The sequence below is a fragment of the Cobetia amphilecti genome (genome assembly GCF_020217465.1).
GTDB lineage: Bacteria > Pseudomonadota > Gammaproteobacteria > Pseudomonadales > Halomonadaceae > Cobetia > Cobetia amphilecti.
The window spans coordinates 1,706,812-1,731,975 of sequence record NZ_CP084115.1 but is presented as its reverse complement, the minus strand read 5'-3'; the positions used below and the strand labels follow the sequence as shown (position 1 = coordinate 1,731,975).

At 59.5% G+C, this 25,164-nt stretch carries 24 protein-coding genes, 1 pseudogene and 1 riboswitch; of the genes and pseudogenes, 17 read left to right on the top strand and 8 right to left on the bottom strand.

The annotated features are described in order from the left end of the window. Positions 1–292: 292 nt before the first annotated feature. Positions 293–2,764 carry a DUF1989 domain-containing protein gene (locus tag LCW13_RS07430; RefSeq protein ID WP_225347933.1) on the bottom strand — a complete coding sequence of 824 codons (2,472 nt, stop codon included), beginning with the start codon at positions 2,762–2,764 and terminating at the stop codon, positions 293–295. 266 nt (positions 2,765–3,030) lie between these two features. Between LCW13_RS07430 and LCW13_RS07425 the strand changes: the two genes are divergently transcribed. Beyond that, positions 3,031–3,963: a histidine kinase gene (locus tag LCW13_RS07425; protein WP_225347932.1), complete on the top strand. Its 933-nt coding sequence runs from the start codon at positions 3,031–3,033 to the stop codon at positions 3,961–3,963. Between the two features lie 42 nt (positions 3,964–4,005). On the opposite strand, the gene LCW13_RS07420 is transcribed toward LCW13_RS07425, so the two are convergent. Genes LCW13_RS07420 through LCW13_RS07410 form a run of 3 tightly spaced genes read right to left on the bottom strand, consistent with a single transcriptional unit; the run spans position 4,006 to position 6,729 of the window. Further along, a complete protein-coding gene (locus tag LCW13_RS07420) occupies positions 4,006–5,295 on the bottom strand; it encodes an ISL3-like element ISPpu12 family transposase (protein ID WP_225347931.1) in 1,290 nt (429 codons plus the stop codon). Positions 5,296–5,316: 21 nt separating this feature from the next. Next, positions 5,317–5,829, bottom strand: coding sequence for a signal peptidase II (gene lspA / locus LCW13_RS07415; protein ID WP_003821921.1), 513 nt, complete (start codon positions 5,827–5,829; stop codon positions 5,317–5,319). Between the two features lie 3 nt (positions 5,830–5,832). After that, entirely contained in the window at positions 5,833–6,729 is an 897-nt protein-coding gene (locus LCW13_RS07410; protein ID WP_225347930.1) for a cation transporter, read from the bottom strand. A 95-nt stretch (positions 6,730–6,824) separates the two neighbouring features. Here LCW13_RS07410 and cadR point away from each other — a divergent pair, with 95 nt between their 5' ends. From cadR to LCW13_RS07360, 9 genes are all read left to right on the top strand, one after another. Continuing rightward, positions 6,825–7,232, top strand: coding sequence for a Cd(II)/Pb(II)-responsive transcriptional regulator (cadR, locus tag LCW13_RS07405; RefSeq protein ID WP_007148576.1), 408 nt, complete (start codon positions 6,825–6,827; stop codon positions 7,230–7,232). Between the two features lie 93 nt (positions 7,233–7,325). Next, positions 7,326–7,727: a sensor histidine kinase gene (locus tag LCW13_RS07400; RefSeq protein ID WP_225347929.1), complete on the top strand. Its 402-nt coding sequence runs from the start codon at positions 7,326–7,328 to the stop codon at positions 7,725–7,727. After that, entirely contained in the window at positions 7,724–8,671 is a 948-nt protein-coding gene (locus tag LCW13_RS17470) for a response regulator transcription factor (protein ID WP_318527681.1), read from the top strand. The genes LCW13_RS07400 and LCW13_RS17470 overlap by 4 nt, the downstream gene beginning before the upstream one ends. After that, positions 8,668–9,546 (top strand): PAS domain-containing protein, encoded by an 879-nt coding sequence (locus tag LCW13_RS07385; protein WP_225347928.1) that lies wholly within the window; start codon positions 8,668–8,670, stop codon positions 9,544–9,546. Before LCW13_RS17470 ends, LCW13_RS07385 begins: the two co-directional genes overlap by 4 nt. 175 nt (positions 9,547–9,721) lie before the next feature. After that, the gene (locus LCW13_RS07380) at positions 9,722–11,131 is read left to right on the top strand and encodes an NAD(P)-binding domain-containing protein (protein ID WP_225347927.1); all 1,410 of its coding nucleotides are present in this window, start codon (positions 9,722–9,724) and stop codon (positions 11,129–11,131) included. A gap of 189 nt (positions 11,132–11,320) precedes the next feature. Then, a complete protein-coding gene (locus LCW13_RS07375; RefSeq protein ID WP_084589279.1) occupies positions 11,321–11,773 on the top strand; it encodes a DMT family transporter in 453 nt (150 codons plus the stop codon). Positions 11,774–11,787: 14 nt separating this feature from the next. Further along, positions 11,788–12,108 carry a DMT family transporter gene (locus LCW13_RS07370; RefSeq protein ID WP_043332225.1) on the top strand — a complete coding sequence of 107 codons (321 nt, stop codon included), beginning with the start codon at positions 11,788–11,790 and terminating at the stop codon, positions 12,106–12,108. Positions 12,109–12,291: 183 nt separating this feature from the next. Further along, on the top strand, positions 12,292–13,080 hold the full coding sequence (locus LCW13_RS07365) for a CmcJ/NvfI family oxidoreductase (RefSeq protein WP_225347926.1): 789 nt from the start codon (positions 12,292–12,294) through the stop codon (positions 13,078–13,080). Between the two features lie 263 nt (positions 13,081–13,343). Then, positions 13,344–14,093 carry a 2OG-Fe(II) oxygenase family protein gene (locus LCW13_RS07360; protein ID WP_225347925.1) on the top strand — a complete coding sequence of 250 codons (750 nt, stop codon included), beginning with the start codon at positions 13,344–13,346 and terminating at the stop codon, positions 14,091–14,093. Between the two features lie 142 nt (positions 14,094–14,235). On the opposite strand, the gene LCW13_RS07355 is transcribed toward LCW13_RS07360, so the two are convergent. Continuing rightward, on the bottom strand, positions 14,236–15,147 hold the full coding sequence (locus tag LCW13_RS07355) for a LysR family transcriptional regulator (RefSeq protein ID WP_165873919.1): 912 nt from the start codon (positions 15,145–15,147) through the stop codon (positions 14,236–14,238). 139 nt (positions 15,148–15,286) lie between these two features. On the opposite strand from LCW13_RS07355, the gene LCW13_RS07350 reads away from it, so the two are divergent. Together LCW13_RS07350 and LCW13_RS07345 are read left to right on the top strand one after the other, a co-directional pair. Next, positions 15,287–15,745 carry a YeeE/YedE family protein gene (locus tag LCW13_RS07350; RefSeq protein ID WP_225347924.1) on the top strand — a complete coding sequence of 153 codons (459 nt, stop codon included), beginning with the start codon at positions 15,287–15,289 and terminating at the stop codon, positions 15,743–15,745. Continuing rightward, positions 15,742–16,155, top strand: a complete 414-nt coding sequence (locus LCW13_RS07345) for a DUF6691 family protein (protein WP_043332231.1) — start codon at positions 15,742–15,744, stop codon at positions 16,153–16,155. The genes LCW13_RS07350 and LCW13_RS07345 overlap by 4 nt, the downstream gene beginning before the upstream one ends. 78 nt (positions 16,156–16,233) lie before the next feature. Here LCW13_RS07345 and LCW13_RS07340 read toward each other — a convergent pair whose 3' ends face one another. The 3 genes from LCW13_RS07340 to LCW13_RS07330 form a co-directional block, all read right to left on the bottom strand. After that, positions 16,234–17,472, bottom strand: a complete 1,239-nt coding sequence (locus LCW13_RS07340; protein ID WP_225347923.1) for a pyridoxal phosphate-dependent aminotransferase — start codon at positions 17,470–17,472, stop codon at positions 16,234–16,236. Between the two features lie 377 nt (positions 17,473–17,849). Further along, the gene (locus tag LCW13_RS07335; protein WP_225347922.1) at positions 17,850–18,749 is read right to left on the bottom strand and encodes a DUF4435 domain-containing protein; all 900 of its coding nucleotides are present in this window, start codon (positions 18,747–18,749) and stop codon (positions 17,850–17,852) included. Continuing rightward, entirely contained in the window at positions 18,742–20,193 is a 1,452-nt protein-coding gene (locus tag LCW13_RS07330; RefSeq protein ID WP_225347921.1) for an AAA family ATPase, read from the bottom strand. The genes LCW13_RS07335 and LCW13_RS07330 overlap by 8 nt, the downstream gene beginning before the upstream one ends. 286 nt (positions 20,194–20,479) lie before the next feature. Beyond that, a riboswitch (guanidine-I (ykkC/yxkD leader) is annotated at positions 20,480–20,588 on the top strand. Between the two features lie 53 nt (positions 20,589–20,641). Here LCW13_RS07330 and LCW13_RS07325 point away from each other — a divergent pair. The 5 genes and pseudogenes from LCW13_RS07325 to LCW13_RS07305 all read left to right on the top strand — a co-directional run bounded on the left by LCW13_RS07325 (position 20,642) and on the right by LCW13_RS07305 (position 25,113). Further along, on the top strand, positions 20,642–21,790 hold the full coding sequence (locus LCW13_RS07325; RefSeq protein WP_225347920.1) for a putative urea ABC transporter substrate-binding protein: 1,149 nt from the start codon (positions 20,642–20,644) through the stop codon (positions 21,788–21,790). 108 nt (positions 21,791–21,898) lie between these two features. Continuing rightward, positions 21,899–22,689, top strand: a pseudogene (locus LCW13_RS07320) (ABC transporter permease). Next, on the top strand, positions 22,686–23,558 hold the full coding sequence (locus LCW13_RS07315) for an ABC transporter ATP-binding protein (protein WP_084589284.1): 873 nt from the start codon (positions 22,686–22,688) through the stop codon (positions 23,556–23,558). Before LCW13_RS07320 ends, LCW13_RS07315 begins: the two are co-directional and overlap by 4 nt. Further along, positions 23,542–24,312, top strand: a complete 771-nt coding sequence (locus tag LCW13_RS07310) for an urea amidolyase associated protein UAAP1 (protein ID WP_213114920.1) — start codon at positions 23,542–23,544, stop codon at positions 24,310–24,312. Before LCW13_RS07315 ends, LCW13_RS07310 begins: the two co-directional genes overlap by 17 nt. A gap of 90 nt (positions 24,313–24,402) precedes the next feature. Beyond that, on the top strand, positions 24,403–25,113 hold the full coding sequence (locus tag LCW13_RS07305; protein ID WP_084589286.1) for an urea amidolyase associated protein UAAP2: 711 nt from the start codon (positions 24,403–24,405) through the stop codon (positions 25,111–25,113). The last annotated feature ends 51 nt before the right edge of the window (positions 25,114–25,164 follow it).

Here is a 25,164-nt window from a genome sequence, read left to right as displayed (position 1 = left end):
CCCGTCCGGGGGTTGTTGTTGTTTTTCAAGGGGACCTGCTGGATAAAGCAAGCGACATGCCAGATGACCCTGATTGGCCACCCTCAGCAATTCGTTGTTTTTACTGCATCATTCTTGAAACCGAGGACTCCTCTTCAGATATGAAGCCCATGAAGCCTTCCCTGCGAGGAGGATGGGCGTTATTGAGGCATGCCGGCCACGGCATGCACCGTGAGATGACTTGCAGGGCGCTGCATATACGCAAGTCATTGCGCGCGACACACCTCTCATGCTTCCCCTCCTGGCAGTGAGATCAGCTACGCACCTTGAGGCGCTCCGGGTCATGGAAGGGCAATGTCACCACCTCGGCGGCGAGGCGCTTCTGATGGCCATCCAGCTGGCCGATCTCAAGCTGGGTTCCCGGGCTTGCGAAGTCCGGTGCCAGGCGGCACATCGCGATGGAGCGATCGAGCAGCGGCGACTGGGTGGCACTGGTGACCACGCCCACCGGATAGCGGCCGTGGTAGACGAGATCGCCATGGCTGACCAACTCGCTGCTGTGCATCTTCAGGCCCATCACGCGATGCCGTGATTCCGGCGCCTCGCGTTGCAGCGCTGCCCGCCCGACGAAATCATCCTCCTTGCTCTTCATCGGCACGGTGAAGCCGATGCCCGCCTCATAGGGGGAGGTCTGCGGGCAGAATTCATGACCGGCGAAGATCAGCCCCGCCTCGATTCTCAGCATGTCGAGGGCATCCAGTCCCAGCGGCGCGATGCCATGGGGCTCACCCGCCGCCCAGATCGCTTCCCATACGGCCGGGGCATCCTTGGGATGACACCAGACTTCATAGCCGAGCTCACCGGTATAGCCGGTGCGCGACACCATCAGCGGGATGCCATCCGGTCCCGACAGACGACCGATCATGAAGCGGAACCAGCCCAGCGTTTCCACCTCAGGCTGGGTGCGCGCATTCCAGATCAACGGCGCCAGCACCTCACGACTCTTCGGTCCCTGCAGCGCGATGTTGTGCAGCTGATGGGTGGAGTCACGCACCGTGACGCGATAGCCCTGGCGCTGGGCAAGCTCCCTGAGCCACTGGCCGCTGGCCGGGTCACCGCAGATCCAGCGGAAGGTCTGTTCGCCCATGCGGAACAAGGTGCCGTCATCGAGCATGCCGCCGGTTTCCTGACACATGGCCGAGTACACCACCTCGCCGATGGAGAGCCGTCGTACATTGCGGGTCAATGCGTATTGCAGCAGGCGTTCGGCATCGGGGCCGGCGACCTCGAACTTGCGCAGCGCCGAGAGATCCATCATCGCGACCCGCTCGCGGCAGGCCAGATATTCGGCCCGCGCACCCCACCCTTCGTAATGCGTGGCCAGCCAGTAGCCGTGGTAGTCGATGAACTGCTTGGTCAAGGCGGAGGTGCAGGGATGAAAGGCGGTGGGCAGTGTCATGCGCGGCAATTCCTCGGGCCGATTGCGATAGGCGATCCCACGGGAGAAATCATGTTCAGCGGCGTAGATGCGCACCTGGATATCGGTCGGTACCCAGCCGTTGGCGGCGTCGATGTCATCCGGACAGGCCGATGAGGCGCAGATGAGGTCACGGTCGGCGCGCAGCAGCACGTAGTCGCCGGGGCGCGACCAGGGCTCATCCACCGCCAGGGTGCCGCAAGGCTCTACATAGGCATTGAAGAAGAAGTTGATCGCCGGCCAGCTGGCACGCTGTTGAATGCCATGCGACGCCGACAGGGCGTTGTTGAAATTGATCGTGCAGCTATCGTGGCCGAAGTAGCCGTGGTGTTCGTAATACTGCGGCGAACAGGCGAGCATGAAGCTGTCATGGCGCCCCACCGTGTCCTGCACGACCTCAAGCATCGGATGCAGGTGCTGATCGAAGAACACGGAGTAGAGCCCCGGGTTGGGCATGCAATGACCGGACAGGCTGCGCGTGGCGCCGGCGTCCAGCCCCAGCTCTTCCCCCTGCGCCCAGGCATTGGCATCGAAGGCCACGAAATCGGAGCACTGGCGACCCGCCACATCGATGATCTGGATCCACTCGCCCTGCTTGACCTCATAGACCTCGACCGTGCCCGCCGCGACTCGCCGCTCCTGCTTGATCGACGCCAGGGGGACGGGTAACTGCTCCTGATCGGGCACGCTCTGAAAGTGCGCGACCTCAAGCTCGGTGGCCAGATGCTCACCATCGATCGACATGTCATCACCGGGGGCCAACAGAATCAGGCGCGCGGCAGGCGCTTCCAGCGGCCAGCGAATCTCGGCCGGCAACCCGGCCACTGACAAGCGCTGCCACTGCGACAGTGGCACCTGCGCGACTCCCAGCGCTGCCAGACGCTGCTGGGTGAACGGGCTTCGTGCCTGCTCGGCCTTACCCTCTTCTGCCCCTTGCGGCTGGCTGGCAAAGGCATGTTCTTCCAGACAGGTGATGCTGGCGTAGCGCGCGAGTGTCAGTCCATCGACTGGGTCTGCAAGCTCTCCAGCTTCTGGCCCTCCAACTTCTGTCTCTCCAACTTCTGCCCCTCCAGCTTCTGCCCCTCCAGCTTGTGCCACCCCGTGCTCTCCCTCCCGGTCCCCTGGTGGCAATAGCAGCCACTCGCAGGCCTGGGCACCATCGACGGATGACACCTGCACGCTGTCCCCCGGCGACAGCTCAAGCGCCAGCGCATCCAGCCCGGGTATTCGATAACGATACGGCTGGCACGGCGTGGCAGCGGGTATCTCGACTGCAAGCTCCATCGTGGTGATACCTCTTGTGGTCATGGCAAGTGGGTTCGGCGTTGCACGCGTGATGGGGCGAAGCAGCTCCCCGATGTGCCTGGATGGTGCATATCCCCTTCTGTGACGCACCACGTTCTTCATGGTTAATTAAATTTACTCACAGTGGAGATCGCGACAATCCATCAAGAGAGGTACCCATGAAGGGGTAAGCCGTTCACTGGCATGAAGCTTGCTCATCAAGCTTGCTGACGCGACATCGCAAGCCCGAAGAAAGAACCCCGAAGCAGGAAGTAGAGAGAGGAGCTCGCATGCAAGTCATTCTCGGCGCAGGGAAGGAAGGCAAGGTGCCTGCTGCACGAACGGCGGCCGCCCTGGTTGATGTACGCCGAGCCGACGACCCACTGCACTCCCCCCCCGGCGATGCGAGACGCGAGACGCCCAAGCTCGACGCCATCACCCTGCGCATCGCCACCTGCGCTGACCTCACGGAGACGCTGCCATCATTGCTGGGAGAGCTGCTGCGAGAGCTTTGGGGGGAACTTCAGGGAGAGAGGATGGGCCTCTTCAGCCAGCAGATTGCCGGCACTCAGGCTTGCTCACGTCCTGTCGAGAGCTGCGTGCTGCATCGCGGGGTCGATCAGCAACGCCATGAGGTGATCGCGCCGACTGGCCTCGCCCTGCCCGCAAAGACGCGTCAGACCCTGCTGGAGATCGTCAGCCAGATTGCTCACGACGCGCACGTCAGCCGTCAGCCGCTAGCTGTCTCGGGCAAGCCCCACGGGGTATTGATCGCCCTCACGCACACCACTGACAGCCAGGCGACAGGCGATGACTGGTTGTGGCTTGGAGAGCCGGCCGCCGAAGCCCTCGAATCGAGGCTCGCGAGCGCCGCCATCGATGCCCTGAGCCGTGGCCTGGCACTGCATCAGCAGCAACAGGCGCGTCACGCTGAAGACAGGAAGGCAGCGGTGGATCAGGCACTGAAGAACGAACGTCGACATCTGGCGGCGGAACTGCACGACACCCTCGCCCAGGAATTGAGTTATCTGCAGATGCAGAGCGCACGCCTGACTCGCGCCGCTCGTCATGCGCCACAGGAAGTGCAGGCACTGGCCGAGGACGTGCATACCCAGTCCCGGCGCGCCTTGCGCCAGACCCGGGAGCTGATCAACGGCGCGCACGCCACCTGGGGAGACGCGCCGCTGGCCTGTGTGCTGGACAACTTGGGTATACGGATTTAATGGTTGATGGGGCACCTTCACCCCATCAATCTGATACCACCCTCAGATGGTTGATAGATCGACTCCGTAGTTGAGTTCCTCTGCGAAGTCCGGCAGTCCGTAACCGATGGTTTTCTTGTAGAAAGGAGAGACCTTCGCAGTCGGTGCCTTCTTCTTGTGCTTCGTGGTGTAGAGCATTCGTGCCCGCATCACCTCGAAGGAGTAACCGCGCCCTTCACGGTTCTTGTCCTTGGCCAGTCGGTTGATGGACTCCGTGTAAGCGTTGGTGACGGGCATGTCCGTCTCGAAGTAGGTCATGGTCTCTTCGCGCCAGTTTCCCACTGCCCTGACCAGATCGCTCCAGACTTCCTTTTGGCCCTTCGGGATGGTGGCTATCCACTCGTCCAGGGCGGCTTCTGCCTGGAGCCGTGTGGTGGCGTCCCAGATGCCGTAGAAGCGCTCCTTGTGCTCGTAGGCGGCCAGCAGTTGCGGGAACGCGCCTGTCCAGGTCTCCATGATGAGGCGCTCCCGGTCTGAGACTTCGTGAGCTTGTTTCAGCAGGATTTTCCGGTCTCCCTTGAGAGTCCGGCTCTGGGACGGTTTCAGCTCCTTTCTGAGGCCCTTGCGCACTCTCTCTAGGGCATCGTTGGCCATGCGCACCACATGGAACTTATCGACCACGATACGGGCCTGGGGCAGCACAGCCTTGACCGCTGCCCGGTAGGGGTTCCACATGTCCATGCTGACGATCTCGACCTTCTGCCGGTCTTTCAGCTTCATCAGGTAGTTGGTCACCACGTCCTGGCGGCGGGTGGCCAGCAGGTCGAGCAGGGTTCGCTCCTCAATGTTGGTCAGAATGCAGCGGTAGCGCTTGTTCAGGTATAGCTCGTCAATGCCCAGGATGCGGGGCGTCTCGAAGCGGTGCCAGCGCCCCAGGAACTCGGCGCGGGCGTTGAAGATGTCGCGCACCGTCTTCTCGTCCAGGCCGGTCTGTGCCGCCACAAAGGTGTAGGGGTGGTTGAAGGATTCCTTCTCCACGTACTCATGCAGCCGCAGTGTCATACGGAATCCGTCCACCATCTCCGGTAGCTGGGGCCTGAATGTTGTCTTGCAGGCCCGGCAGGTGTATCGGCGGCGGACCACCCAGAGAGTGACCCGCTTGCCGTGGATGGGCAGATCACGATAGGGAACGTCACGCTTGCCGAACCGTACGAACTCACCCTGCACGCCGCATTCCTCGCAGGCGATGGGATCGGGCACGTCCACCTGGAAGTGCATTTCGTCGTCGGTTGATTTGCAGCCCAGTACTTGGTATTGCGGCAGGTGAAGGATGTTGTCGGGAAGTTCGGTCATGGTGTTGTATAGGCGTAGGTGTCAGTCAGATCCATCCGACTCGGCATTGGTGTTTGCTTTTTTACCCAACAAGCTGCTGGAAACGAAAAGTAAGGCACCGAGGACAATTGCAATATCAGCCAGGTTGAAGGCCGGCCAATGCCAGTCTCGCCAATAGAAATCAAAGGAATCCACAACATAGCCGCGAAAGACCCGGTCAATCAGGTTGCCCATGGCGCCACCGAGGATAAGACTGTAAGCGATGGCTTCTCCTTTATGACGATTTTCAAGGATCAGCTTGATCAGAAAAATCGAGACCACTACCGCGATTCCGATAAAAAAGTAGCGCTGCCAGCCTCCACCATTCGCAAAAAGACTGAATGCGGCACCGGTGTTCCATAGGTGCACCCAGTTAAAGAACGGGGTCACCGAAACATACTCGCCATAGGCCATTGATTGCTGCACCAGCCACTTTACAGCCTGATCAGACGCTGCCAGCAGGCCCGATATGGACAATAGGGCATACGGTGAGAGCTTTTTGCCAATAATGAGCATTATTTAACCCTTCAACGCCAAAATGCGTCTGGCACCGTTAAGTACAATGCCCCCCGCGATGGTGCCGATAATCAGATCCGGATAATTGGAACCGGTCCACGCGACCAGGGCGCCGGCGGTGATGACCCCCAGGTTGATCACCACGTCGTTGGCCGAGAATATCCAGCTTGCCTTCATGTGCGCCCCGCCTTCCCGATGTTTGGATATGAGCAGCAGACAACTGGTATTGGCAATCAATGCGACGAATGCGATAGCCATCATCACCAGCGATTCAGGCTCACTACCGAATACAAAGCGTCTCACCACCTCTACGAGCACGCCCACAGCCAAGATCAGTTGCAGTACACCAGCAAGATGCGCGGCACGTACCTGCATTTTCACGCTATGTCCAACCGCATAAAGGGCAAGCCCGTACACCGCCGCATCGGCAAAATTGTCCAGGGATTCTCCAATCAGGCCGGTGGACCGGGCGATCAGACCGGCAGTCATTTCCACCACGAACAGAAGTGCATTGATGCCGAGCAACCAGCGCAGGGTCCCGGATTCTTGCTTAGCAGAAGCTGCCGAAAACTCGGCGGCCTTGATGGTCTCCGGATTTGCAGCGACGGTTTCCTGAAGCGAGGCGCCTAGCCCCAAGGTCTTCAGTTTCGAGGTGACGGGCTCGACCTCGCCGTCATGCACGACCTTCAGCCGGCGGTTCGACAAGTCGAAGGACAGCGCCCGAATCTCCTCAAAGCCGTTCAGGGCTAGGCGAATCATTCGTTCTTCTGATGGACAGTCCATCTTCGGCACGGCATAAACACTGACCCATCTCCCTGGCGCCTCGGAGGAGGCCTGTATATCGGTATCCGCTGCGGACGTTGCATCACCGCCACGGGCGCCACCACAGGATTTGCTCATGATACGACTCCACTTGAACAATGTTGTGGTACCATTTAAAACTATAAAGCTACTATAAGGTCAATAGAGTAAAGAATCCGTTGGGGAGGAGGCTGATGCGCATTGGTCAGTTGGCGCAGTTGGTAGGGGTCGAAACACAGACGATCCGCTTCTATGAACAGCAGGGCTTGTTGCCGCCGCCTGATCGGCAGGACAACGGTTACCGTGTCTATACCGAGAAGCATGGTGAGGGGCTGGCCTTCATCCGTCGCTGCAGAATCCTGGGCCTGTCACTGGCTGAGATTCACGAACTACAGAGCTATCAGGACGACCCTCATCAGCCTTGTACCGCCGTCAACACCTTGCTCGATGATCACATCTCTCATGTGCGGTCGCAGATAACCGCTCTGCAAGCGCTTGAGAAACAACTCGTTTCACTGAGAGCGAGTTGCAACGATGACCGGGAAGTTGAGGCGTGTGGGGTTCTTGCTGGAATTAGCGAAGGAAACATGCACCAGCAGTAGGTGAAGCATCAACCAGATAATCCGATGAGATGCCGGTCTGTCTCACTCTCATGCAAAGGTAAGATCAACCATTTAATCCGCTTACCCGACAACTTGATCGAGGAATTCGAGACACGCTCAGGCATGGTGTTCGAGCTCGACAACCGCATCCAGTCGCTGCACCTCCCCGATGCCCAGGCCCTGCAGGTGATGTTCATCGTGCGCGAAGCGATGACCAACAGCGTGCGCCATGCTCGAGCCCCCCACCTGCGCCTGCAATTGCTCTATCAGTCTTCAGGGCCTCATCAATCTTCAGGGCCTCAGCCAGCGGAGCGGGTGTTGCTGACCATCGAGGACAACGGCTGCGGCTTTGACCCCGCCGACGTCGCCCCCGCCCATTTCGGGCTGGGCATCATGCAGGATCGCGCACGCCAGCTCGGGGCCGACTTCGCCATCACCCAACCCCGCCATGGCGGTACCCGCGTGATACTGAGCTGGGAGCGCCACGACACATGACCGTGACTCGCCAGATGCCCTCGACACACCAGACACCCTCGACACCCCCGACACGAGTCGTGCTCGTCGACGACCATCCGCTGTTTCGGCGTGGGCTGGCTGAGCTTTTGAGTGAAGGTGGCCTGTTCGAGGTCGTGGCCGACTTCGATGACGGCACCGATCTGCTCGACGCCCTGCCCACCCTGGCCCCGGAGCTGGTGATCGTCGACTGGCAGATGCCGCAGCTCGATGGCCTGACCCTGATGCGCCATCTCAAGCAGCGTGATGCCACTCTCAAGGTAGTGCTGCTGACCGCCTCCGATGACAGCCGCCACCTGTTGGATGCCATCCAGCAAGGGGCGGATGGCTACCTGATGAAGGACACCGACCCCGAACGCATTCTCGAGCGCCTGCAGGCCGTGATCGACGGCAAGCTGGGGCTGGAGGAAGAGACCTTGCTGCTGCTCGCCCGGCGTCTGCAGCAGGACCACCGCCAGCGCGAACAACACTCGCAAGCACAGACACATAAACAGCAGCATAAACAGGAGCAGGAGCAGACTGAGGCGCTGCCAGCTGTGGCGAATCCCCCTGCTGGCCCCACGCTCGACGGGGCCGCCGCTCTCGACCGACCCACGACACCTGACTGGCCCACGGCAGCTGACTGGCCCAAGGCACCTGAATGGTACGAAGGCCTGACCGAGCGTGAACGCGATACCCTCAAATGGATCGGGCGCGGCCTCAGCAACAAGCTGATTGCCCGCGAGCTGGGCATCAGTGACAGCACGGTGAAGGTCTACGTCAAGAATCTGCTGCGCAAGCTGAACCTGCATTCGCGACTGGAGCTGGCCGCCTGGGTCTACGCTCACCCGCTGACGCCCGCGAGCGATGCCAGCCGAGCGCTCGCCGAGGACGCGACAGGCGCCGAACAGGATACGACCCGGGCCAAAAAGGAGAGCCTGCGATGATGCGCTTTCTCGAACAGTTCGCCTCCGCCTCGATTGCCTCGCCCGCCTCGACTGCCTCGCCCTTCAGCGCACAGGCGATTCTCGATGGGCTGAGTGATGCCGTGCTGGTGGTGAATGCCGACAGTACGCTGCTGTATGCCTCGCGCGGCTGGCAGTCCCTGAGCGGACACGAATCGCGCGACCTACGGGAAGACATGCCACCCGCCACTCGAGCGGACGGGCACGGCACGGCAGCGCAGCGCCTGCGCGATGCCCTGCACCCCGCGGATCAATCGCGCTGGGACATGCTCGCCCGCCACGTTTCGCGCCGCGAACGCCCTGACTGCTGGCGATTGCGCATCATGGGGGCGGACCACCACTATCGCTGGTGTGAAGTGCGCAGCCAGTCGCTCTCGCTGGCCTCGCCCTGGCCCGCCACGCTCACCCTGCATGACATCAGCGAGCGCGTGCAGCAGGAGCAGATCGACGCCGCCAACCTGCGCAGCCTGACACGGCTGATCAAGGGGCTGCCCGCGATGGTCTATCGCGCGCGCAACAACCGCCACTGGTCGATGGAATACATCAGTGACGGCTGCCTGGCCATCACCGGCCTCAGCCCCCAGCAACTGCTCGACCATCCCTCCCTCACCTACGGCGAGATGATCCATCCCGAAGATGCCAACCGCGTGTGGGATCAGGTGCAGGCAGCCCTTGAGGCCCGCACTCCCTTCACCCTTGCCTATCGCATTCGCCATCGCAAAGGCGAGGTCATCCGGGTGCAGGAAAAGGGCCATGGCATCTATTCACCGGATGGCACGCCCTTGGCGGTGGAGGGCATCATCTTCGCCGTCGACACCTCGGATATTCCAGGCGTACCGCCATCGACTGACGCATGAAATGAGACATGAACTGAGACATGAACTGATGTACCCCTTTATGGCTACCCTTTCCGAGCAATGTGCAGCCGGAGCACATCTCGCTAGCCTGTTTCGTTGTCAGTGTTTCACGACGTCACCACGTCCTGAAGCCTCGGATAACGCATGAAGACACAACAAGAACAGGAAGGTATCCATGACCCAACGTATCGCGATCATCGGTGCAGGACCCAGTGGCCTGGCTCAATTGCGTGCCTTTCAATCCGCCGTCGACAAGGGCATCGAGATTCCCGAGATTGTCTGTTACGAAAAGCAGGATGACTGGGGCGGTCTGTGGAATTACAGCTGGCGTACCGGACTGGATGCCCACGGCGAGCCGGTCCACGGCAGCATGTATCGCTACCTGTGGTCGAATGGCCCCAAGGAATGTCTCGAATTCGCCGACTACTCCTTTGAAGAACATTTCGGGCGCCCTATCGCCTCCTATCCGCCGCGCGCGGTGCTGTTCGACTACATCAAGGGTCGCGTCGAGAAGGCCGGCGTGCGCAAGTACATCCGCTTCGGTTGCCCGGTGCGCCAGGTCACCTTCGATGATGCCAGCCAGCAATTCACGGTCAGCGTGCATGACCAGGCGCTCGATCTGGTGACCAGCGAAAGATTCGATCACGTCATCGTGGCCTCCGGGCATTTCTCGACGCCTAATGTGCCGGAATTCCCCGGTTTCTCGAGCTTCAATGGCCGCATTCTGCATGCCCATGACTTCCGTGATGCACTGGAATTCAAGGGCAAGGACCTGCTGTTGCTCGGCAGCAGCTATTCCGCCGAGGACATCGGCTCGCAGTGCTACAAGTATGGTGCGCGCAGCATCACCACCAGCTATCGCACCGCCCCGATGGGCTTCAAATGGCCGGACAACTGGGAAGAGAAGCCGCTGCTGGTGAAGGTCGATCGCGATACCGCCTATTTCAGTGACGGCAGACACAAGCGCGTCGATGCCATCATCCTGTGCACCGGCTATCTGCACCACTTCCCGTTCCTCGAGGAGTCGCTGCGCCTCAAGACCCAGAACCGCATGTGGCCGCGGGGGCTCTACAAGGGGGTGGCGTGGGAAGAGAATCCGCGCCTGTTCTATCTCGGCATGCAGGACCAGTGGTACACCTTCAACATGTTCGATGCCCAGGCCTGGTGGGTGCGTGATGCGATTCTCGGCACCCTGCCCCTGCCGTCATTGGACGCGATGCGTGCAGACAGTCTGGCGTGGCGGGCCCGCGAGGAAACGCTGGAAAGTGATGAGGACATGATTCTCTTCCAGGGCGATTACGTGAAATCGCTGATCGAGGAGACCGACTACCCGAGCTTCGATATCGATGGCGTGAATCGTACCTTCCTGGAATGGGAGCATCACAAGCACGAGAACATCATGACCTTCCGCGATCACGGCTATCGCTCCTTGATGACCGGCACTCTGGCGCCCAGGCATCACACGCCGTGGCTGGAGGCGATGGATGACTCGCTGGAAGCCTATCTGGCCCAGCCGGCCGAGGCCGCGACACCATCCGATGCGGAATCAGACATTCAGGCGACGACCACGCCGCTGGCCTCCTGACGCTCCTGGTCACCAGGGCTCGTGTTCAAAGGGGCTCTTGTTCAAAGGAGCTCTGGCCAAACAAGGCTGCGCCAACGACTTGCCAGGCAGCAGGTGGAGGGACAACAGGCGGAGGGGCTCCCTCCGCCTTTTCCTGCATCAAAACATCAACAAAAACTCATATAGACTGGTATTGGTTGTTGGATATTGATGAAACGCAGGTCTCTCACAGGTAATGAAACGCCGTATTTCTCGACACCCCACAAGGACACCCCACAAGGACACCCGATCACCATGCGCATCACGCTCTACTTCCTGATCTCGACCCTGTGCGAAATCGGCTGGGCCACGGGCCTGAAAGTCGCCGACAGTCCGCTGGAATGGGCACTGACGGTGCTGCTGGTCATCATCAGCCTGAGTCTGGTCACCCAGATCGCCAAGACACTGCCCGCCAGCACCACCTACGCCATCTTCGTCGGCCTGGGCACGGTGGGGACGGTGGTGGCTGACCTGCTGTTCTTCGATCTCGAATTCCAGTGGTCCACGCTGGGCTTCGTGGTGCTGATGCTGATCGGCATCATCGTGCTCAAGACGGCCCCCAGCGCGCCTGCCGACAAGCAGCCTCGCGCGAGTGCCACACCGCAGACCACCCTCAGTGAATGACCAGGAGTGACGTCATGGATTGGGTCTATCTGATCGCCGCCGGCTGCTGTGAAGTCGTCGGCGTCACCGGTTTCAACCAGTACGCCAATCAGCACCGCCGCATGGGCGTGTTGCTGGTCGCGCTGGGCTTCAGCTCCTCCTTGAGCCTGCTGTATCTGGCCATGGACACCATCAGTCTGGGCATCGCCTATGCCGTGTTCTCCGGCATCGGGACCGTGGTCAGCGCCATCATCGGCGTGCTGTTCTGGCGCGAGCACTTCTCGTTTCGCCGCATGGCCTGCATCGGCGTCATCGTGCTGTCCATCGCTGGTCTGCACCTGTCCGGCGGGCATTGAGCGTCGGTCGGCGCTTGATTATTGCCATATGTGCAATAACCAATTGCCGACAGGCGCCTTTTTCTGCCCGCGCCAGTGCACTAGCCTCGTGAACCAGCCTCCTGGACTCGGCACCGCAGGCACCCGCCTGAGTGCCTGTCCTGCGGCATCCTCTGACAACCCATCGTGAAGGAGGTCTCGTTCATGTCAGCGCCCGTCCCTACCCTCATGGCGTTCGTCAATTATCAGCTCGACCGCCCGGAAGGCCTGCAGATCAAGGTGGACCCGAACGGCGAGACCGGTCGCCGTATCGAGCCGGAGCATGACCGCCGCGGTGTCAGGCTGCAGGACCTGCGCGCCACACCGCCCAGCTTCGCCTGCCAGGGGCTGCTGTTTCTCGACACGCCCGAACTTGCCGTCGATGTGCGCGATGCCAAGGTGCGCGATCGCCTGCACACACCGGCCATCGAGGCATTGCTCAAGCAGCAGCTCGGCGTCAGTGAGGTGCAGGTGTTCGACCACACCCTGCGCGGCTTCGAGGGTGAGCGCGTGCCGGCGCAGCATGTGCATGTCGACTACTCGCCGCGCTCTGGACCGCAGCGCGTGCGCGATCTGCTCCCGCCCGAGCAGGCGGAGCAGTGGCTGAGCGGCCACTACGGCATCGTCAATGTCTGGCAGCCGGTCGAGCAGGCCGTCGCACGTGACCCGCTGGCCTTCGCCGATACCCAGAGCGTGCAACACGAGGACTGGGTCAACATCGACATCCTCTATCCGGACCGCTGCGGCCAGATCCAGGGCCTCGTGCACAATCCGGCTCACCGCTGGTACTTCGCCTCACAGATGCGCCCCGACGAAGCCATCGTCTTCAATGCCTTCGACAGCGCCGGCAAGCCGCCGGTCGCGCATACCGCGGCCGAGCTGCTCGATACGCCCGACGATGCGCCGACACGCACCAGTCTCGAGACGCGGGTATTGGTCCGCTATCCCGACTGAGGTGTCACGGCCGCTGGTTGATAACGGCTGGTCGGTGGCGGCTGGTTGAAAATGACTGGTTGGTGGCGGCTGAGCGCCGCGGTCGAGATGGCAGACACCTGGCCCATCCGGGTTGCTGCCCCTCGCCCGCCCCTCGCCCGACCTTATCGGCACTCGCCACCAGATGACCGTCGCCCAGGCCTCCCTCCTTGCAGGCCTGGCGGCCACCGCTTGGCGGCCACCAGATTCTCGTCTCACATTCTTCGTCATTCAGGAGCTTTGCCATGAGCTTGTCTTTCCATGTCGTCCGCCACGAACGCGGCTTCTCTCCCACGCCCCTGCCCATCTGGACCGACAACGGCGACGTGTCTGATCTCTTCGAGGCCGACGCGGCGCCAGAGGTGGTCCGTCAGGAAGTCGAGGGTGTCCCGGGTGCCTTCCAGCTGCTCAATGTGCTGACACCCGCCGAGGCCGACAACTTCGTCGCCGCCCTGGAGGAAATGGGCTTCGAGGAAGATGCGCCCGTCTCCCTGCCGCGTTCGGTACGCCACAACCACAACGTCAACTGGGTCGTCAGTGAAGCGGTCGATCAGGTCATCTGGCAGCGTTCGGCGCCGCTGGTGACCGAGCAGATCCAGGGCGAAGGCGCCAAGGGCATCAATGCGCGCTTTCGCGTCTATCGCTACGAGGCCGGCGACTTCTTCAAGCCGCACACCGATGGTGCCTGGCCGGGCAGTCGCGTCATCAATGGCGAGATCGTCCAGGACGCCTATCCGGGCCTGATGAGCCAGTACACCTTCCTCATCTTCCTCAGCGATGGTTATACCGGCGGGCGCACCGAGTTTCTGGTCAGCCGTCGCGACCCCGGCAAGCCGGCCCAGTCGCAGGATGATATCCAGAAGGTATCGGTCTCCACGCCCAAGGGTGGCGTACTGTGCTTCCCGCATGGCTCGCACCCGCAGCACTGCGTGCATGCCAGCGAGCCGATCCGCGACGGTGCCAAGTACATCATCCGCAGCGATATCCTCTATTGATGGCTGCCTGATGAGCAGTGGCCAGGCACCGCTTGGTAGATGCTGCTTGGTAAGTAGCCAGCGCGCAGCCTGAAAACACGAAGGGCCCGATCTCTCGAGACCGGGCCCTTCGTGTTTTCCTGCGTGTCGTTCACAGGGCTTGTCAGCAGGACAGCCGCTCGCGGCGGGCGAGCAGGAAGTCGACCCAGGCACGTACGCGCGGGTTGTGCTGATTCTCGCGCGCGAAGACGACATGGATACCGGTGTCGAAATCCGATGAAGTGACCTGAAAGTCCTCCAGCACCGGCAACAGGCGGCCACTTGCCAGCTCTTCCCGGATGGCCCAGAGCGGCTGCACCACCACGCCGGCGCCCCCCAGCGCGGCCTGGGTGAGAATGTCGGCGTTGTTGGTGCGCAGCGCGCGGGCGCGCACCGAGATGCGATGCTCCCGATCGCCCTGCACCAGCCGCCAGTGATGATTGGCGGTGGTATAGCTGAAGGTCAGCAGACGGTGCTGCTCCAGGTCCTGTGGCTGATGGATAGGCGGCTGGGCGGCGAGGTAGGACGGCGCGGCAGCCAGCACGAAGCGCTGATCACTGATATGGCGCGCGATCAGGCTCGAATCTTCCAGATGGCCGATGCGCAGGGCCACGTCGAAGTGGTCCTCGACCAGGTCCACCCGCTGGTCGCTGCTGACGATATCCAGCGCCACCTCGGGATAGCACTGCATGAACTCGCTCACCAGCGGGGCCAGATAGAGGCGTGAATAGCGCCACGGCACCGAGATGCGCAGCGGCCCCGCGACCCGCTCGCTCAGCGTTTCCAGCTCATCCTCCAGTTGATCCACCTCGGCCAGAATGGCGCGAAAGCGGATCAGGGCGCGCTCGCCGGCCGGCGACAGCCGTACATGGCGCGTGGTGCGCACCAGCAGCGGCTCGCCCAGCTGGCGCTCCAGATGATTGACATGACGCGTCGCCGTGGAACTGGCGATATCCAGCTCCCGCGCCGCCACATTGAAGCTCTGATGCTCCGCCACCTTGAGAAAGGTGCGCAGGCGTTGGGTCAGTTCGTTCATGGTGCTCCTGCGGTGCCCTCCATCGAAAGGTCGGCGTCCTTGTCGTACAGCCAAGCGGCCAGACAGCCGGTTGGCGCTTGCCAGCCACGAGCATATCATCGACGCACCGCAGGATGATCGCGACACGAGGATGAACGACATGGACATGATAAGCAGCATGAAAGGACTCGCCGGTGGCGTTTTGATCGGTCTCTCGGCAGTGATGCTGATGGCCTTTCTGGGACGTATCGCCGGTATCAGCGGCATCACGCGCGGCGCGCTGCTGGAATCAGGCCCGGACCGCCGCTGGCGTCTCGCCTTCGTACTCGGGTTGATCAGCGGCCCGCTGCTGCTTTTGCTGCTCAATCTCGACTGGGGCAACGTGGCCGCAAGCACGGATGCGCTGATCGGCGATCCCGCCAGCGGGGTGCTGAGCATGATGTTCGCCGGTCTGCTGGTGGGTATCGGAACAGGCATCGGCGGCGGCTGTACCAGTGGTCATGGCGTCTGCGGTATCGCGCGTCTCTCACCCCGCTCGCTGGTGGCCACGGTGGTGTTCGTGGCTGTCGCCATGCTGACGGTGTTCGTGAGCCAACATCTGCTGGGGGAGTCACCATGAAAACGGTCATCGGCTTTCTTACCGGGCTGGTCTTCAGCCTCGGGCTGACACTCAGCGGCATGACCGACCCCGCGCGCGTGGTCGGCTTTCTCGACGTGGCCGGAGACTGGGACCCCACGCTGATCTTCGTGCTGGGTGGTGCCGTCATCACCACCTTCCTCGGCTATCGCCTCGTCTGGCGGCGTGGCACTCCCCTGCTGGGCGAGCGCTTCCAACTGCCCACGCGTCGCGATATCGATGGCCGCCTGCTGCTCGGCGCGGCCCTGTTCGGTATCGGCTGGGGGCTGAGCGGTTACTGCCCCGGGCCCGCCATCGTCTCCAGCAGCGCCATGAGTCTGCCATTGGCAGGCTTTCTGGTGACGATGCTGCTGGGCTGGTGGCTGGCCACCCGCCTGACGCGCAATAGCTGATCTGACAATCCCGCCTTGAAACGCAAACGCCCGCCAAATGGCGGGCGTTTCGTCTTTCTACAAGGGAAATCGTCACGACTAGACGACGCCCTTGGCCTTCATTTCGCGCAGTACGGCGGCGACATAGTGCATCTCCTCCGGCGTGCCGAGTGACATGCGACACCAGCCATCCGCCGGCGGGAAGGCACGCCCGATCAGCACGTGGCGTTCCTTCATCGCGGTCTGGAATTCCTTCAGCGGCCTGGAGATACGGTGGAAGACGAAGTTGGTCTGCCCCGGCAGATACTCCCAGCCCAGCTCGTCGAGCGTCGCCGTGAAGATGGCGCGCGCTTCATCGTTGCTCTGCTTGCTGTGGACCAGAAACTCCGGTGACTGCATGGAGGCCGTCGCCGCCATCACACCGGGATACGACAGCGTCATGGCATCGTCTTCGACGTAGTGGGAGACATGCTCGAGACGATCGACATCGCCGACGGCGTAGCCGACACGCAGGCCTGCCATGGCGTGAATCTTGGAGAAGGTCTTCAGCAGCAGGACGTTCTTGGCACCACCAGCAATCAGATGATCGGCGGAGCGGAAGGCCGGGGCATTGACGAATTCGGCGTAGGCTTCATCGATGATGAACAGCGTGTCGTCGCGGCTGTCGTTGACCCAGGCCTCCAGTTCATCACTGGAAATGATGGTCGAGGTCGGGTTATTGGGATTCACCAGATAGACGATGGAGGGGCCGGAGTGGTCGGCCACGGCCTGCTTCATGTCGGAAATCTTGAATGACCAGTCCTCGCGCGAGGACGGCACCTTGCGAATGGCGAGGTCATAGAAGCCGGCATACAGGGCGCCATCGCCATAAGTCAGCTCGGGGATCACCAACTGGGTATCGGGAGTCGCATGGGCCAGCACACTGGCACGGATCGCATCCGAGGAGCCCGGCGTGAACAGAATGCTCTCGCTCGGTACCTTGTGATGAGTCGCCACCAATGACTGCAATTTGCCCAGATGGGCGAAGGGATAGCGATTGGAATGCGGGATGGATGCCGCTGCGGCACGCTGTGCAGACGGTGCCATACCAAGCGCATTCTCGTTGTAATTGAGTCGCACTGGAGACTTGGCGGAAGGCTTGAGCACCTCCGCCGCAGGTGTCGTCTCCTTGGCCAAGGCACTGGGAATACCCGGCAGGAACTGACCCAACGCCGCCCCGGCAATTGCCGCCCCACTCATGCCCAGGAAACCACGACGCGAACGCGATGATGGAGAGCCCTTCTCAACTGCCTGAACCACAGAAGACTCCTGCAGGTCCTTCTCGACTACGTCTGTCATCGTGTGTCCTTTGTCTGTCGCTGCTGCCCTTCCCCCTCGTGTGAAGCCACACGGGCAATCGGGAGCAAGCCGTTGTTTTTGTATGTGCTAATAAAGCACCACCAACGTATAAGACTTTGGTGAGAGGCACAACGAAACGACGCGCCGGATCGCGCAACCATGCGCCGCGGCAAGGGCAACCCCTTGGGAAAGTCGCGCGCTGCATTGTGAGAGCCCGATAAGCTAGAGGTTAAGCATGCAGTATTGAATGGAGATCGATATTGAAATACGTAGTAGAACTCAGTGGCACCTACGCACAAAGACCCCAGCCTAAAGAGATGGGGTCTTTACACAGAGAATCACCATCCAACAATAAACCTTATGGCACCTTCAGGTTTTCACAATTTAGTCAGCAGCCAGTTTTGAATAAAAACATTCACAGACTCAGGCGGTGCACTAGCCGAGGCGAGTCTTCTCAGCTCAAACGAATGTGGCTCACCTGTTATTTTAGGAAGATCACGATTAAACAATATTGAGTTTGCAGATTTTCTATCATCAGTTAAAGCTGCCAGCCATTTCTTAAAGAAATCCAATATATACTTTCCTCGAACTGAATACATCGACGACAGCAAGGAGTAATCCTGCTGATGCTTACTAATATCTACCGCTCCACCGAACAGAACTACTTCTTCAACATTATATTCTTTTGGAGTAATTTTATCGACCTCCACATTTACAAAGTTAGTGACTCTTTCCGGCTTTTTCACTATTTCTACTTTTTCTCTACGCGCAGAGAAAATATAATAGTTAATATCATAAAAATGTTTGCAAAAGTCATTATAACATTTTTCAAAATTAGCAATAATATCTTCTCTAATATCCACTTCGCCCGCACAACGATATTCATCTTTCAACAAGCTATTTAAAACAGATTTAGAACAAAGAAAATTCTCAATTGAATATCCATTTAGTACACAGACGTTATCCCCATACTCGTTATCTTTATCAAAATCGTGATCTACAAAAAACAAAGTATTCGAAATATTTTTATCATTCTTGTCTACCAAAGATTTATGCAAGTCTAATAGCTGCCGCTTGCCCTTACCTGGTATAGGCTCAAACTCGATGTTATCATTAATTTTTTTAATCCATTCCTCATAAACACCTACATCATCAAAACCTTCAAATACAAATATTATCTTATCATGCTGACCACCCTTCGCTCTGATGAGCTTATCTCTTAATACGCTAGGAGAGCTACGGCTGTCCCTGAGCTTTTCAACTAAGCTATTAGTCATTTTTAAGCTCCGATGAACGTTTAACAATCATAGCCCTAGCGTTACTATCCAAATCGTTTTCAAATATAAAAGGAGAATGAGTGATTGCCAAAAGCTGACTCACCGAACCACTTAACATAACATCAGGCAGGACTTTTCTCTGCCAGTCAATAGATAAAGACAACTCCGGCTCGTCAATTAATAGTATTTTATTAGTGTCATTTAGGTAAAGATAAGACATCAAAGAGATAATTTGTTTTTCGCCAGATGATAGATCGTCTAAGTCAATTTCTCTTTCTTGATCTGGATCCCATGTATCGGTGACTTTAACTTTTAAATTATCTGGGTCAAACTGTAGCTTCTTTTGATCACTCGAAGTCTGCAAGTACTCATTGCACACATCTACAAATCGCTCGATTTTATCTTCAATTTCTTTAGTTTGAGCGATAACATCACCGAGTCTCGACAAGAAAAATCTTACGAACTTTTCATCACTGTTACTACTTCCTTCCTCATATAAGCTTTCAACTTTATTTATAATACCCTCATCTCCGCCTCTTTGACGCTGTACACGACTAAGAAATCTCTTTAGAGAATCTAATTCTGGTAATTTTGACTCATGACTAACTTCAGGCCCGCGTGGACCCAAAAGTTCATCAAGCATACGAGCACTTAATTTACCGTACTCAAAATTCGATCTTCTCTGTATTTCCTTGGTTAACTCTCCTAGCTGTTGCTCGACATCGGCCAATCCAAATGCAATGTCGTCATACCCCATATCTTGTATAGCGTTATTATAGTTAAACTTTGTGGAGAACTTATTCCCAAAGCTACGCCTACTTCTCTGGTGAAATCTTCTTCTATCTTTCTTTAACGGCCTCTCGACACGGCGGTACGTGGGCAAATATATAACCTCTGTATCACCCACACATCTTTTTATTATATTAAAAGCTTCAAACGTTACAGAGGCATGCCCACTGATTACAATCTCACTATAGATCATACAAAGTTTTTCATGCAGATCGCTAATATCATAATGAGTTTCTGAGAATAGCTTATCACCAATCGGATTCGCTAAAATAGACATTGGGTCCGATTCAGAAAAGGATGTCATTACAAATTCGATTATAGTATCATGTGGTATTGACACTTCCTCTGAAAAATTGCTCAAAATAGCGAGTGTCTTTTCCCCAATATTTAGAGCAAGGTCTTTCTTTTTAATTACAACAACATCGTTCACACTAGCAAAATGACACTCGATGCTATCAAAATCATATGTATTTAACTTGTATATCTCACGCTTGAGAGTGGAGCTTAATATACTAAGTAAAGTTGTTTTGCCCACACCATTTTCTGCCACTAATACTGTAGATTCACCTGCAAAATCTATTGACAGATCTTTATACCCATGCAACCCATTAATTTTAAAAAATTTAACGATGCCGCCAACGTCGTAATTAGACATATAACACTCTCTTTTAACGATTAGTGTACATTAAAGCTCAGAATATAATAATCATTCACCATGCTCAACTAATCAATAGACTTATAGATAAACCAATGTCATGCACGACTTTAGTGCAACTACCTAAAAACTGCTTCTAACCAGTGCAAAAAACTAATGCAACGCAACTTTTAGCAACAACCATATCGCACAAGCGATTGAATTTAATGCATAAACAAAATTAGGCACACTTCCTGCTAGACATTCCTCGAGGCACCGATAGGCATACAACAATCGAAAATCTACACCAATGGAGCGCTAGGGTTCCGGTGACTGGCTGATAGCCGTCACGACTGGTCCGAGAGCACTCGACCTCCAAGCTGGGGGTTACACGGCGGGACAAAAGCCCGGGAGACGCAAAGCCTGTAAAGGTCGGCGCCTCTCACTTTTTCCGCCGGAGATAACGACAATGACCCAGCTCACTCGCCTTTCCCAGTCCGCGATTTCCCCCTCGGATGCCAGCGCCCAGGTGTCATCCGCTGCTGTCTCATCTGCTTCATCTACCGTTTCCCGAAACGCTTCCAGACGTGCTGCGCTGGCCGGCGCCCTGCTGCTTGGCGCATCGCTGAGCCCACAGGCCATGGCGCAGGATTCCTTCAGCGTGTGCTGGTCGGTGTATGCCGGCTGGATGCCGTGGGAATACGCGGACACCCAGGGCATCGTCGACAAGTGGGCCAAGAAGTACGACATCAATATCGATGTAGTGCAGGTCAACGATTACGTCGAGTCCATCAATCAGTACACCTCCGGCAATGTCGATGGCTGCGCCATGACCAACATGGACGCCCTCACCCTCCCCGCCGCCAGCAGCGTCGATTCCACCGCGCTGATTCTGGGCGACTACTCCGATGGCAATGACGGCGTGATGGTCCGCGATGGCGATTCCATCGAGTCCCTGAAGGACCGCGAGGTCAATCTGGTGCAGTTCAGTGTCTCCCACTACCTGCTGGCACGCGCGCTGGACAGCGTCGGCATGAGCGAGCGCGATCTCACCACCACCAATACCGGCGATGCCGACATCGTGGCGCTGGCCAGCAACACCGACACCCAGGCGGTGGTGACCTGGAACCCGCAGCTGGCCACGCTCAAGGAGATGCCCGGCTACACCGAAGTCTTCAACTCCAGCGATATCCCCGGCGAGATTCTCGACCTGATGGTCGTCAACACCCAGACGCTGAAGGACAACCCGGACTTCGGCCACGCGCTGGTCGGTGCCTGGTATGAGGTGATGGAGAAGATGAAAGCCGGTGACGAAGCCGCCCTCTCCCAGATGGCCGATGCCGCCGGCACCGACCTCGCCGGCTATCAGTCCCAGCTGGCCGCGACCCACATGTACTACACCCCCGCCGAGGCCGTGGCCGCCTTCAATGCGCCGAGCCTCAAGGACACCATGCAGCACATCGCCGACTTCAGCTTCGCGCAGGGCCTGTTGGGCGAAGGCGCCCCGGATGCCGGCTTCATCGGTATCGAGACCCCCGCCGGCGTCATCGGCAATGAAGGCAACGTGATGCTGCGCTTCGACCCGAGCTACACCGCCGCACTGGCCGACAGCCAGTAACGCCACGCGGTGGATGCCGCACACGCTCCGCGGGGCAGCCTGCCTCGCGGATCGTGAACCGACCGCCTCCCTCGACCGCACCCTCGTTCGCACCCGTGGATCCCGCGCATGAAACGCCTGATCAATCTGACACCCTCCCGTGGTGGCCGCTGGCTGCTCGGTGGCCTGCCCTTCGCGCTGCTGGCCATCCTCTACATCGTGCAGTCCAACCAGCGACTGCTCGACAACCCGAATGACCGACTGCTGCCGTCCTTTGCCGCCATGGGCGAGTCGTTCTCGCGACTGGCCACCGAGGTCAACGTGCGCACCGGCGACCTGCCGCTGTGGCCGGCGTGCTGATCAGTGCGCTGATCGGCCTGACCGTCGGCCTGCTCACCGGTGGCCTGCCGCTGCTGCGCGCCAAGCTGTCACCGCTGATCACCGTGCTGTCCCTGATTCCGCCGATGGCGATCCTGCCGATCCTGTTCATCGCCTTCGGTACCGGCGAGCTGGCCAAGATCGCGCTGATCGTCATCGGCATCACGCCCTTCCTGATTCGCGACCTGCAGAATCAGGCCCTGCGCTTGCCCGATGAGCAGCTGATCAAGGCCCAGACGCTGGGCGCCAGCTCCTGGCAGGTGCTGACCCGCGTACTGCTGCCCCAGCTGACCCCGCGCCTTCTGAGCGCCACGCGCCTGGCACTCGGCAGCGCCTGGTTGTTCCTGATCGCCGCCGAAGCCATCGCCGCCCAGGACGGCCTCGGCTATCGCATCTTCCTGGTGCGCCGCTATCTGGCGATGGACGTCATCCTGCCCTACGTGGCCTGGATCACGCTGCTGGCCTTCCTGCTCGACCGTCTGCTGGTGCTCGTCTCGACCCGCGCCTTCCCCTGGTACCACGCTGAGGAGAGCCAATCATGAGCCTGATCCACGCCAAGGGCCTCGAGAAGCACTACGGTCAGCAGGTCGTGCTGGAACGCATGAACCTGACCGTCGAGGCCGGAGAATTCATCACCCTGGTCGGCGCCTCCGGTTGCGGCAAGACCACCTTCCTCAAGCTGCTGCTGGGCACCGAGGGCGTCTCGCGCGGTGAGCTGCTGCTCGATGGCAAGCCCATCCCCGGCGAGCCGGGCCCGGACCGCGGCATCGTCTTCCAGAAGTATTCCGTCTTCCCGCACCTCACCGTGCTGGGCAACGTGATCATGGCCGAGGAGCTGGCACGTGCCCCGCTGACCGGCAAGCTGTTCGGGGCCAAGCGCCGTGAAGCCCGGGTCGCCGCCGAAGCGCGTCTGGCGGAAGTCGGCCTGTCCCACGCACTGGACAAGTACCCGCATGAGCTGTCCGGCGGCATGCAGCAGCGCCTCGCCATCGCCCAGGCGCTGATGATGAAGCCGCGCATCCTGCTGCTGGATGAGCCCTTCGGCGCGCTGGACCCGGGCATCCGCAAGGACATGCACCAGCTGATCCTGCGCCTGTGGGAAGAACAGCAGCTGACCATCTTCATGATCACCCATGACCTCAAGGAAGCCTTCGAGCTGGGCTCGCGCGTCTGGGTGTTCGACAAGGTGCGTGTCGATGCGCAGGCCCCGCAGGCCTATGGCTCGACCATCACCTATGACCTGCCCACCGAGCGCAGCAAGGCCAACACGACGTCACGCCAGCCGGGTGCTCGCCCACCAGGCTCTGACCAGACGACGCTCGAGCGCGAGCACGAAACGCTGACGACACCAGCCCACTCCGTTTCCCAAGCCACTCTCACCGGAGGCCAATTCAATGAACATACCGCTTGATGCCGCAACCGCCGCCCGCACCAGCTTTACCGCGAGCTTTACTGCAAAGTACAAGACCCATCTGCCCGGCGGCCATCACTGGTCGATGCGCATGCCGCGTGGCAGCGCGCTCAAGCTGACCGCGAGCGAGGCCAACGCCAATGTCGGCCTGGTGATGTACAACCCGCTGGATACGCTTGAGCGCCTCAATCTGCCGGATACCCTCAAGGGTCAGCACACCTTCCGCCTCACCGAAGGCCACTGCCTGTATTCCGACATGGGCCGTATCTTCGCCTCCATCATCCAGGACGATCTCGGCTGGCATGACAGCGCCAGCGGCAACCTGATGGAGCACCACTTCGCCGCCAAGGGCTGGCACAAGAAGGCCTATCAGCAAGCCTTCAATGACTTCACGCCCAGCGGCCACGACAGCCTGCTGATCGAGATGGCCAAGTACGGTCTGGGCGAGCGCGACCTGTGCGCCAACCTCAACCTGTTCTCCCGCGTGCGCGCCGATGAAGACGCCAATCTGCACTACGTCGCGGACCACTGTGCCGCCGGCAACAGCGTCACCCTGCGCTTCGAGATGGACACCCTCGTCATGCTGCACACCTGTCCGCATCCGCTGGACCCCGCCGAGGACTATCCGCTGCGCGGCGTGGACATGACCTTCGGCACCGCGACGCCGATGGATGAGCACGACGCCTGCTATCTGTCGCGCCCCGAGAATGCCCGCGCCTACGCCAACAACCAGCTCTATCACCTGGCGGGCTGAGGCGTCCCCCGACAGCAGACGGAGGCCACGCCGACTGGCTCGTGGCAACTGGAAACGACGCCCCAGATGACAGGGACAAAGGACATCCCAATGTGCACCTCGACACTTGAACACCCCCATGCCCACACCCCGGCCGCGACGGACGGCGCCCCGCTGAGCTACGCCGACCCCGCACAGCAGCCGCGCGAGCTTGAGCGCACCGTCGAGGCCGGCGATCACTTCATCGGCCTGGTCCGCGCCGGCCAGCACCTGCGTATCACCGACCTGCATGGCAATCAGGCCGCCGACACCCTGTTCTTCTCAGCCGACGACACCGCCGAGCGTTACAGCGCGATGGACACCGTGCGCGAGCAGGGCAAGGTCTACCTGACCACCGGCACGGTGCTCTATTCCACCCGTGGCCGGGCGCTGCTGACCATCACCGGCGATACCTGCGGTCGGCATGACACCCTGGGCGGCGCCTGCTCCAGCGAGTCCAACACCGTGCGTTACGACCTGGAGAAGCGCCACATGCACTCCTGTCGTGACAACTGGATGCTGGCCATCGCCCGCTACCCGAAGTACGACCTGACCAAGCGCGACATCGGCCACAACATCAACTTCTTCATGAACGTGCCGGTCACCGCCGATGGCGGCCTGAGCTTCGAGGACGGCCTGTCCGGCCCGGGCAAGTACGTCGAGATGGTCGCCGAGCGTGACGTCTATGTGCTGCTCTCCAACTGCCCGCAGCTCAACAACCCCTGCAATGGCTACGACCCGACACCGGTCGCCATCCGCATCAGCGACTCGCCCCTGGGCTGATCGGCCGAGCTGATCCGCCGAGCTGAGCCGCCGAGCTGACAGCGAAGCTTT